This window comes from Mesorhizobium sp. WSM3626, from assembly GCF_000513935.1.
In the GTDB taxonomy this organism is placed as follows: domain Bacteria; phylum Pseudomonadota; class Alphaproteobacteria; order Rhizobiales; family Rhizobiaceae; genus Mesorhizobium; species Mesorhizobium salmacidum.
Genome location: NZ_AZUY01000050.1, coordinates 35,702 through 45,986, shown reverse-complemented (window position 1 = coordinate 45,986; position 10,285 = coordinate 35,702). Strand labels below are relative to the sequence as shown.

General features: G+C 64.2%; 10 protein-coding genes and 1 pseudogene. 5 read left to right on the top strand and 6 right to left on the bottom strand.

Going from position 1 to position 10,285, the window contains the following annotated elements; translation table 11 throughout:
* Positions 1 to 165 (top strand): annotated as a pseudogene (locus tag M653_RS1000000137855) (IS110 family transposase); the annotation flags it as partial.
* A 165-nt stretch (positions 166 to 330) separates the two neighbouring features.
* Here M653_RS1000000137855 and M653_RS0126140 read toward each other — a convergent pair.
* A complete protein-coding gene (locus M653_RS0126140; protein ID WP_027145979.1) occupies positions 331 to 1,365 on the bottom strand; it encodes an aspartate-semialdehyde dehydrogenase in 1,035 nt (344 codons plus the stop codon).
* A gap of 580 nt (positions 1,366 to 1,945) precedes the next feature.
* On the opposite strand from M653_RS0126140, the gene M653_RS0126135 reads away from it, so the two are divergent.
* The 4 genes from M653_RS0126135 to M653_RS0126120 all read left to right on the top strand — a co-directional run bounded on the left by M653_RS0126135 (position 1,946) and on the right by M653_RS0126120 (position 5,686).
* On the top strand, positions 1,946 to 3,814 hold the full coding sequence (locus tag M653_RS0126135; protein ID WP_027145978.1) for a DEAD/DEAH box helicase: 1,869 nt from the start codon (positions 1,946 to 1,948) through the stop codon (positions 3,812 to 3,814).
* A 130-nt stretch (positions 3,815 to 3,944) separates the two neighbouring features.
* Entirely contained in the window at positions 3,945 to 4,664 is a 720-nt protein-coding gene (locus M653_RS0126130; protein WP_027145977.1) for a DUF805 domain-containing protein, read from the top strand.
* Between the two features lie 151 nt (positions 4,665 to 4,815).
* Positions 4,816 to 5,244 (top strand): polyketide cyclase, encoded by a 429-nt coding sequence (locus M653_RS0126125; protein WP_027145976.1) that lies wholly within the window; start codon positions 4,816 to 4,818, stop codon positions 5,242 to 5,244.
* Positions 5,237 to 5,686: a MarR family winged helix-turn-helix transcriptional regulator gene (locus M653_RS0126120; RefSeq protein WP_027145975.1), complete on the top strand. Its 450-nt coding sequence runs from the start codon at positions 5,237 to 5,239 to the stop codon at positions 5,684 to 5,686. Before M653_RS0126125 ends, M653_RS0126120 begins: the two co-directional genes overlap by 8 nt.
* Positions 5,687 to 5,704: 18 nt before the next feature.
* Here the strand turns inward: M653_RS0126120 and leuB are convergent, their stop codons facing one another.
* The 5 genes from leuB to M653_RS0126095 form a co-directional block, all read right to left on the bottom strand.
* On the bottom strand, positions 5,705 to 6,808 hold the full coding sequence (leuB, locus tag M653_RS0126115; protein ID WP_027145974.1) for a 3-isopropylmalate dehydrogenase: 1,104 nt from the start codon (positions 6,806 to 6,808) through the stop codon (positions 5,705 to 5,707).
* A gap of 310 nt (positions 6,809 to 7,118) precedes the next feature.
* Positions 7,119 to 7,469, bottom strand: a complete 351-nt coding sequence (locus M653_RS0126110; protein WP_027145973.1) for a VOC family protein — start codon at positions 7,467 to 7,469, stop codon at positions 7,119 to 7,121.
* A 13-nt stretch (positions 7,470 to 7,482) separates the two neighbouring features.
* On the bottom strand, positions 7,483 to 7,866 hold the full coding sequence (locus tag M653_RS0126105; RefSeq protein WP_027145972.1) for a RidA family protein: 384 nt from the start codon (positions 7,864 to 7,866) through the stop codon (positions 7,483 to 7,485).
* 171 nt (positions 7,867 to 8,037) lie between these two features.
* Positions 8,038 to 9,042, bottom strand: a complete 1,005-nt coding sequence (locus M653_RS0126100) for a L,D-transpeptidase (protein WP_027145971.1) — start codon at positions 9,040 to 9,042, stop codon at positions 8,038 to 8,040.
* A 256-nt stretch (positions 9,043 to 9,298) separates the two neighbouring features.
* Positions 9,299 to 10,231: a hypothetical protein gene (locus tag M653_RS0126095; RefSeq protein ID WP_027145970.1), complete on the bottom strand. Its 933-nt coding sequence runs from the start codon at positions 10,229 to 10,231 to the stop codon at positions 9,299 to 9,301.
* Positions 10,232 to 10,285: the final 54 nt, after the last annotated feature.

The following is a 10,285-nucleotide window of genomic DNA, read 5'->3' as shown; positions in this document are numbered from 1 at the left end:
AGCATCGTTGCCAAATATGATCCGCATCTGGCCGCTTTCCAGCAAAGGTTGCAGGCCGCCGGAAAGGAAAAGATGGTCATCCGCATCGCTCTCGCCAGAAAGCTGCTCGTCATTCTCAATGCAAAAGCACGCGATGCGCGAAGCGAGTTCGCAAATGCAACTTGACACCTCAGATAGTCGCTCATCCGCCTGCCGCCACCTTCTCCCCGTAATGACGGGGAGAAGGGAGCTAACGGCCGAAGGCCGAGCCCGCGACGGCGGGCCGCCGGTCGTCCGGCGCCCTCGCGGAGGGCCCGCCGCGGCAGCGGCGATACGGCCCGTGAGCGAAAACTAAGCCGCCTTCTTCTTCGGCTGGATCAACCCGCGCTCGACCAGCAGTTCGGCGATCTGCACCGCGTTCAACGCCGCGCCCTTGCGCAGGTTGTCGGAGACGATCCACATCGACAGGCCGTTGTCGACGGTCGAATCCTCGCGGATGCGCGAGATGAAGGTGGCGTCCTCGCCGGCCGATTCCAGCGGCGTGATGTAGCCGCCATCCTCGCGCTTGTCCAAGACCTGGCAGCCAGGCGCTTCACGCAGGATGTCGCGCGCCTCGTCGGCGGTGATCGGCTTCTCGAACTCGATGTTGACCGCTTCCGAATGGCCGATGAACACCGGCACGCGCACACAGGTCGCCGTCAGCTTGATCTTGGGATCGAGCATCTTCTTGGTCTCGGCGACCATCTTCCACTCTTCCTTGGTGAAGCCGTCGTCGAGGAAGACATCGATATGCGGGATGACGTTGAAGGCGATGCGTTTGGTGAACTTCTTGACGTCGACCTGGTCGGCGACGAACACCGCGCGGGTCTGGGTAAAGAGCTCGTCCATGCCTTCCTTGCCGGCGCCGGATACAGACTGGTAGGTGGCGACGACGACGCGCTTGATGGTGGCGGCATCATGCAGCGGCTTCAACGCCACGACGAGCTGCGCCGTCGAGCAATTCGGGTTGGCGATGATGTTCTTGCGCGTGAACAGCGAGATCGCGTCCGGGTTCACCTCGGGCACGATCAGCGGCACGTCCTGGTCGTAGCGGAAGGCCGATGAATTATCGATGACGACGCAGCCCTGCTTGCCGATCTTCGGCGACCACTCCTTGGAGACGTTGCCGCCGGCCGACATGATGCAGATGTCGGTGTCGGAAAAATCATACTGGTCGAGCGGCCTGACCTTCAACGTGCGGTCGCCGAACGACACTTCCGTGCCCATGCTGCGCCGCGAGGCGAGCGCCACGACTTCGCTGACCGGAAAGCCGCGCTCTTCCAGAATGTTGAGCATTTCCCGGCCCACATTGCCCGTGGCGCCGACGACTGCAATCTTGAAACTCATAGAAATCTCCTGTCCCTCTCCGCTTGGTTTTTGGAGAAAACCCGCCGGCCAAGTGCGGGTTCCGTCCCCCGGGCCGGACCCGGGAGAGGGTGGTTAGGCCAAGGGAATCACACCGTTTTGGTGGTGGTTTTGGCCATAGTTTTGGTCGAACGGTAAGATGCACCAACGCGTCCGGCCCCACTGATGTGGCCGGGGACGTCGAAGGCAAGAAGAGCCATCAAAAGGCCGCGCATCGAGATTGATCCCGTTCGATGCCGGCTTTTACGCGGTTTGCCGCAGGAGTCAATCGGCGGCTCTTTTCCTTCTCCCCTTGTGGGAGAAGGTGGATCGGCGCGCAGCGCCGAGACGGTTGAGGGGTGGGTGACAGAGTGCCGTCGGTGCCAAGCTGGAGCACCCCTCATCCGACCTCGCTTCGCGAGGCCACCTTCTCCCACAAGGGGAGAAGGGAAGAAGCGCGGCGGGCTGCACTGTACAATGGCCACCGCAAGAAGTACGAACACCCAAAGATTGTCTGACCGGCACGCGTGCCGGTCCCGGATGTGCTTCGTAAGAGCAATCCCCTGAATTCCGAAAGAACGAGATGTCCAACTTCGATGGTATTGTTCCCGCGCTGGCGCAAGCGCTGGAAAAACGCGGTTATTCCGACCTGACACCGGTGCAGAAGGCGGTGCTGGAGCTCGGGCAGGCCGACGCCCTGGTATCGGCACAGACCGGCTCGGGCAAAACCGTCGCCTTCGGCCTTGCCATGGCGCCGACGCTGCTCGATGGCGCGGAACGTTTCGGCCCGGCAGCGGCGCCGCTGGCATTGGCGGTGGCGCCGACGCGTGAACTGGCGCTGCAGGTGACCCGCGAGCTCGAATGGCTCTATGAGCCGACTGGCGCCACGGTGGCATCCTGCGTCGGCGGCATGGACATGCGCACCGAACGGCGCGCGCTGGAGCGCGGCGCCCATATCGTCGTCGGCACGCCCGGCCGGCTGCGCGACCACATCACCCGTAATTCGCTCGACATGTCGACGCTCAAGGCCGTGGTGCTGGACGAGGCCGACGAGATGCTCGATCTCGGCTTTCGCGAGGACCTCGAATTCATCCTCGATGCCGCACCGGCCGACCGTCGCACGCTGATGTTCTCCGCCACCGTGCCGCGCTCCATCGCCACGCTCGCCCAGGGCTATCAGCGCGACGCCGTGCGCATCTCGGCCGCCGGCGAGGAAAAGCAGCATCTCGACATCGAGTACAGGGCGCTGAATGTCGCCCAGGCCGACCGCGAGAACGCCATCATCAACGTGCTGCGTTTCTATGAGGCCAAGAACGCGCTGGTGTTCTGCAACACGCGTGCCGCCGTCAATCATCTCACGGCCCGCTTCAACAACCGCAACTTTTCCGTCGTCGCGCTCTCGGGCGAACTCAGCCAGAACGAGCGCAGCCATGCGCTGCAGGCGATGCGCGACGGCCGCGCGAAAGTCTGCATCGCCACCGACGTGGCAGCGCGCGGCATCGACCTGCCCAACCTCGAGCTGGTGATCCACGCCGACCTGCCGACCAATCCGGAAACGCTGCTGCACCGCAGCGGCCGCACCGGACGTGCCGGACGCAAGGGCGTCAGTGCGCTGATCGTGCCCAACAGCGCCCGCAGGCGCACCGAGCGGCTGCTGCAAAGCGCCAAGCTGACGGCGACATGGGCGAGCCCGCCCTCGGCCGACGACGTGATGCGGCGCGACGACGAGCGCATCCTTGCCGATCCGGCTTTCGACGAACCGGTGAAGGACGACGAGCGTGCATTCATCGACGCGCTTCTCGCCAGACATGGTGCCGAACAGGTGGCGGCCGCCTTTGTGCGCCAGTGCCGCGCCAGCCGCTCCGCGCCCGAGGATCTGATGGACGTCGCGCCTTTCACCCCTTCGCGCGAAAGACCGGCGGGCGAGAAGTTTGCGCACCGCGACGAGGCGCCCAGCCGCCGCGACGATTTCGGCGCCAGCGTCTGGTTCTCGCTGTCGGTCGGACGCCGGCAGAATGCCGAGCCGCGCTGGCTGATCCCGATGCTGTGCCGTGCCGGCAGCATCAGCAAGCGTGAGATCGGCGCGATCAAGATGCAGCCGGAAGAGACGTTCGTGCAGATCGCCGCCGACTGGGCCGAGCGTTTTCTCGCCGCGATCGGTCCCGACCGCAAATTGCAGGGCAACATCGTGGTGAAGCGGCTGGACGGCACGCCTGACTTGTCGCGGGCCGGCTACCAGCCGCCCAGCCCGGACAAGAAACCGCATCGCGGCAAGGCGCCGTTCGACCCGAACGCGCCGAAGCGCAGGTTCGAGAAGCGTGCACCGGCTTCCGCCGACCAGCGCCCGGCAGCCGCGCATGAGGCAAAGCCGTGGGCGAAAAAGCCGGGCAAGCCGAAATTCGAAAACACCGGCGCGCCTAAGCACAAGAAGACGAAGAAGCGGCCGTCGTAAGACCGAGACGAAAGCCTCGCCGCTGATTTTTGCGTCATTTGCCGCGAAGACGGTAGCTTATGGGCGGCTTGCCCATCGGCTCGGCCCTGTGCCACATCTTGGCAGGGACGTGGCGACAAGGGGGTGGGCGATGCGCGGCGAAGTGCTTCACTATGACGAGGACCAGGGCTTCGGCTTCATCACCGGCGCCGACGGCAACCGCTACACCTTCACCCGCGAGAACCTGCGCCGGCAAACCGCGATGCCCAATGGGACGGTGGTCGAGTTCCAGACGGGCGGCGGCCAGGCGCGTGACGTCTTTTCGATCGCCGGCCAAACCACCGCGAGCTCGACCGTGGCCGCCGGCATGAACGCCGCTCCGGCTCCAGCCGGCACCGCACCCACGGCCCGCGCACCGCAGGCGCAGCATTTCGGCCGATCCAGCGAGAGCGCAACCGCCGAACCCAGTGATCTCTGGGGCTATTTCTGGCGTGGCCTGACGCGGAACTACTTCAACTTCGCCGGCCGCGCCCGCCGCAAGGAATATTGGGGCTACTGCCTGTTCTGGATGGTCTGCCTGCTCATCATCGGCGGCATCGGCATCTTCACCGATATCGAAATGGGCAATTTCGACACCGATGTCTCCGCTGTGGTGACGGTCGGCCTCTGCGGCACCTTTCTCCTGGCGACGCTCCTGCCCGGCCTCGGCATGACCGTGCGCCGGCTGCACGATATCGGCCTGTCGGGCTGGCTCTATCTGGTGATCCTCATCCCCAGCATCGGCAGCCTGATCATCCTGGTCTTCGCGCTGATCCCGACCCAGGCGCGTGAAAACCAGTGGGGACCGGTGCCGGCTGGTGTCGGCATATAGCGTCGCGTGCATATTGCGGTCATGAACAACCCTGCTGGATAGTATCCGCTCATCGAACGTTGCGGCCGCAAATTCCGCTTGTAATTTAATCCGCGCACAGATAGTCTGTGCACGGATCGAATGGTCGATCGGACAAGACGGAGCCAAGACGATGTGGACCAATGAATACACCGCGACTTCCCCGCTTCCGGCGCGAGCCATCTGGAACGCGCTGAAGGCCTTGCATGAAGGCCGCCTGACCTATGAGGGGTCCGACACTTTCGTGCTGCACGGCCCGTTCGCCAAGGGCACCCGCGTCTCGGTGACACCGGTCGGACAGGACACGTTCGAATCGACCATCGTCGATCTCGTCGACAATTTGACCTATGCCGATGAAACTTCGTTCGGTGACACCACGCTGCTGTTCCGGCACACGCTGGTGCCCGTCGAAGGCGGCACGCAGGTGACGCACCGGCTTGATATCTCGGGCCCTTCGGCCGCCGAGGTCGGCCCGGAACTCGGGCCGCAGATCAGTGGCGATTTCGACGTCTCGATGGCCAGGCTGTTCGAGCAGGCGGAGGCGTTGGCGAACCGTGGCTGAACTGGACACGCGCTTCAAGGGCGGACCATCGGAGAGCCCCGGATTGCTGCTCTGGCGGACCACGATGCGCTGGCAGCGTGTCATGACGGCGGCGCTGGCGCCGCTCGACCTGACACATGTCCAGTTCGTGCTGCTCGCCTCGGCGATGTGGCTCGGCCGCGATGGCGAGCCGCCCAACCAGGTGCAGCTCGCCGCCCAGGCCGGCACCGAGGTGAAGATGACCTCGGACGTCGTCGCCCGGCTGGAAGTCAAGGGATTGATTGCACGCGAGGCCGACCCACGGGATTCCCGGGCCAAGGTGATCCGCGTCACCGCCGCCGGGGTGGCCGCCGCACAGCAAGCGATCGTCGCCGTCGAGACCGCCGACGCCGCGTTTTTCGAGCCTGTGGACGAGGCGCAACTCGTCGGCCTGCTGCGGCAACTTGCCGGCGAGATCCGCTGAGGCCGAGCCGCCCTGCGGCTAGGCCAGGAATTTTGCGATGATCGCGTCGCCCATCTCGACGGTGCCAACCTCGGTCATGCCGGGGGAGAAAATATCCTTGGTGCGCCAGCCCTGGTCGAGCACGGCGGCGATTGAAGCTTCGAGCTTGTCGGCTTCATCGACCATGCCGAAGGAATAGCGCAGGCACATGGCAAAGGAGGCGATCATGGCGATCGGGTTGGCGATGCCCTTGCCGGCAATGTCGGGGGCCGAGCCGTGTACCGGCTCGTAGAGCGCCTTGCGCTTCTTGGTCTTCACGTCGGGCGCGCCGAGCGAGGCCGACGGCAGCATGCCGATCGAGCCGGTCAGCATGGCGGCGATGTCGGACAGCATGTCGCCGAACAGATTGTCGGTGACGATGACGTCGAACTGTTTTGGCCAGCGCACCAGCTGCATGCCGCCGGCGTCGGCCAGCATGTGGTCGAGCTTGACGTCGGAATAGCGCGCCTTGTGGGTCTGGGTGACGACCTCGTTCCACAGTACGCCAGACTTCATGACGTTGCGCTTTTCCATCGAGGTGACGTGGTTCATGCGGGTCCGCGCGAGCTCGAAAGCGACGCCCGAAATGCGCTCGATCTCGAACGTGTCGTAGACCTGCGTGTCGATGCCGCGCTTCTGGCCGTTGCCGAGATCGATGATCTGCTTGGGCTCGCCGAAATAGACGCCACCGGTCAGCTCGCGCACGATGAGGATGTCGAGGCCTTCGACCACTTCCTGCTTGAGCGAGGACGAGGCGGCCAGCGCCGGGTAGCAGATTGCCGGGCGCAGATTGGCGAACAGCTCCATGTCCTTGCGAAGGCGCAGCAAGCCGGCCTCGGGCCGCACCTCGTAAGGCACGGCGTCCCACTTCGGCCCGCCGACGGCACCGAACAGCACAGCGTCCGCGGCCATCGCCTTTTCCATGTCGGCATCGGAAATCGCCGCGCCATGCGCATCGTAGGCACAGCCGCCGACCAGGCCCTCATCGGTGACGAAGCCGCTGCCGAGCTTTGCGTTCATGGCCGCGATCAGCTTCTTGACCTCGGCCATGGCCTCGGGGCCGATGCCGTCGCCNGGGAGCAGGAAAAGATGCTTCGTTGCCATGGAGAGCCGTCCCAGAAAAGAATTTGAACCGCGGCCTTGCTAAACGCCAAGCGGTTGCAGCGCAAGGGGAGGACGAACGACCTATCGCCGCGATCCTTCGCGCCCCCCTCTGCCCTGCCGGGCATCTCCCCCTCTAATGGGGAGATTGGCAGCTTCGCCGCCTCGCCTCCTCGTTCGTTGTTGGAGATTGGCGAAAGCCGAGGTGACGTCAATCTCCCCACTTGAGGGGGAGATGGCCGGCAGGCCAGAGGGGGGCGCTGTCCCGCCGGCATCTCAGGGTCTTCACGCGCGCTGTCCCGCCGGCATGCCCTCACCGATGCGAGAGAATGTTGACCAGCCGGCCAAGGGGATCTCGCACATAGAAGCGCCGGACGCCCCAGGGTTCGTCGGCCGGCCCATATTCGATGGCGAAACCGGCGGCCTTCATGGCCTCGAGCGTCGCGTCGACGTCATCGACCTCGATCGACAGGTCCGGCACCGGCGTACCGGACCCGCCTTGCGCCATGAAGCTGACCTGCACCTGCATCGTTTCCTCGGAACCGTAGGTGACGATCCAGCCCTGATCCATCAGGATGTCGAGGCCAAGCACGCCATGGTAGAAACGGTTCGCCGCCGCCGCGTTCGGTGTCTCGATATTGGCCACGATGCGCCTGACCTTCATGGCGTAGGTCTCCTCAGGCCGTACGCCGCAGCGCCGTCACCTCGATCTCGATCTTCATTTCCGGCTTGTTGAGCTGGCAGACGATCATAGTCGCCGCCGGCCTGATGTCGCCGAACGTCTCGCCGAGGATCGGGAAGACCACGTCCACGAAAGCCTGGTCGGTGACGTAGTAATGCGCCCGCACCACATCGGCCATGTCAAAGCCGCCGTCCTTCAGCGCCTTGCCGATCGTCGCCAGGCAGTTGCGTGTCTGCGCCTCGACCGTCTCCGGCATCGTCATGGTCGCATAGTCATAGCCGGTGGTGCCGGACACGAAACACCAGTCGCCCTGCACTACCGCACGCGAATAGCCGGCGGTCTTTTCGAACGGCGAACCGGTGGAGATGAGCTTGCGCATGAAGGACCTCGCATGGTTGCAGCTACTCTGTGGGGAAAACGCCGATCCCGCCAAGGGCCAAGACGAATGGATCGACGGTGCAGGACCTGTGACGTCGATATGCCAGCTCGTGCGCCGGCTACCGTGAGGTGCTCTCCGTGCGGCTCAGGGATCTCAATTGCCCGTCATGCGTCAGCCCGGTTGGTCGTTGGCCGATTCAGCCGTTTCTCCGGTGAAGACAACCCTTGTGCCTTTGTGCACCTCGAGGGCCAGGTCTTCGGCATCCCAATTGGTCAGTCTGATGCAACCATGCGAAAAGGTCTTCCCGATCTTGGCTGGTTCGGGCGTGCCGTGAATCCCGTAACTTTCAATGGACAGGTCGATCCAGACCGATCCGACAGGATTGTTAGGCCCGGCGGCGATGGTGAAGGGCCTTTTGGTTTTGACCCCCTTGAACGCGAAGTTGGGATCATAGTGATAGGTGGGATTGTGGACCACGCGTGTGACTTGTGCCTCGCCGCTCGGCGCCGGCTTCTCTTCGCTTCCAATCGAGGCGGGGTAGACCGAAACCACTTTGCCGGAATTGTCGAGAACGCGAACTTGGCGCGCGGCCTTGTCGACTTCGACATTCGCAACGGCTGAGGGCGGATCGCCTCGGGCGATAGCCGGCACCAGCAGCTTTGCGCCCGCCCTCCTGAAGCTGATGCCCGGGTTGAGCCTTCGCAGCAATTGTTCGCTGATGTGGAAGTGCTCTGCGGTCCGTTCCAGCGAACTGCGATAGCCGAGCCTGCGCAGGCGAGCCATTCTTTCCATACCGGCCGGAATGCGCTTGGTAAACGGTCCACGGACATCCTTGCGCGTCAGCTCGTAATTCACAAGAACCGGGCCTGGTGAGGCTGCGGCCAGCTTGTCCCAGGTCTCCCGGTTGAGCTTGCCATCGGCGGGCAGCGCGTTGGCCGCCTGAAATGCCCGCACCGCCTTGGTGAAGTTCTCCGCCTGGCGGCCATCAATCAGGCCAGGCGAGAACCGCGCGCGGTCCAAAAGGATCTGTGCCTTCAGCACGGTCGCATCGACGCCCTTCGTTGCGGCTTCGCCGAATTGAGCATTGTTGATGGCGGCTGCGTCCAGCTTTGCCGCCTCCGTGGCGCCAGATGCGAAGGCCAACAAAACAAACGCCAGAAGAACGAGCCTGACCATCAATTTACTCCAGGCACTGCTGCGAAGCTGCTTCTATGACGCCGCGCGGCCGATCTGGTTCCATTTGCCCCACGAATATCGCCGTTGACGCGGGTTGGGCGAAGACCATCCTCGATCTCCGCGCCGGCGATCGGCGGCACTCAAAGGAAGAACGGCGTATAAACCGCAGTCCTGCGCGCGTCGGCAACAATGGACGGTTGTCGCGCGTAAGCCGGAGGAAATTCGCCTCGCCCTGTTTTCGCCGGAAATGCTTTAGCTAATTCGCCGACCCCAGCGCCTTGTCCAGCGCCTCCTTCACGTCGGCCGGCCATGTCGCCACCGCCGGCCAGGCGTTCGGTTGGCCGTTGTCGCCGCGGCGGGCGAAATAGAGTTGGTGCTTGGCCGGGTCGACCGCCATGAAGCCGTCATTGCCGCCGCAATCATGCGGCACGCAGCCGCTGGCGTAGACGGCGCCGGACGCGGTCTTTTCCGTGCCGCCGCCGACCAGCAGGCTGGTCGCCATGTCGGGCATGTCCTTGCCGAGCAGTTTTTCGGCTTCCTTGTAGACGGCCTCATTGTGGAAGGCGTCGATGATGTTCTGGTACTTTTCCGGATCAATGTCTTTCCAGTCGGTGCCGGGTTCCGGCATGTAGGTGAGATTGCCCGAAATCGTCAGCCCATCCGTCGGCGACCACTGCAGCGCCGGCTTCTGGTCCCCCGGCAGGAGATACGGCACGAAATAAATGGCGTTGTCGGACACCGCGGAGGGCGGCGCGCCGCACTCGTCCTGCTCGACCGTGGTGCCCTGGATCTCGCCGCCTTCTGGCTTCCAGACGATCACCGTCGCCGGGCCGCATTGATTGCCGCCATCGCCGACATTGAACAGCGCCACCTTGATGCCGCCGACCTCCACGATCTTGTCGAAGAAGACATCGTAGTTGCTGGCCAGTTGCTTGCCGTCATAGGCCAGCACCTTTTCGCCGTCCTGCTCCGGCTGCGTGATGGTCAGCTGACCGCCCTCGAACGGGATCGGCGCCTGCTTGTCATCCTCGGCCAGCGCCACGTTGCCCGTGCTTGACGCGCCCTGGTCGGCGGCGCCGGACGCATCGCCGGCCGGCACGAGCACAGTGCCGGTCTGTGCATGCGCGCCCGCGATCGTCAGAAACATCACCGCCGAAGCGCAAACGCCGGCCAGAAGCAAACGTGTCATGACTGTCCCTCCCTCGGTCGCCGCTCGGCCCGAAAGGACCGGTCTATTCGCCGC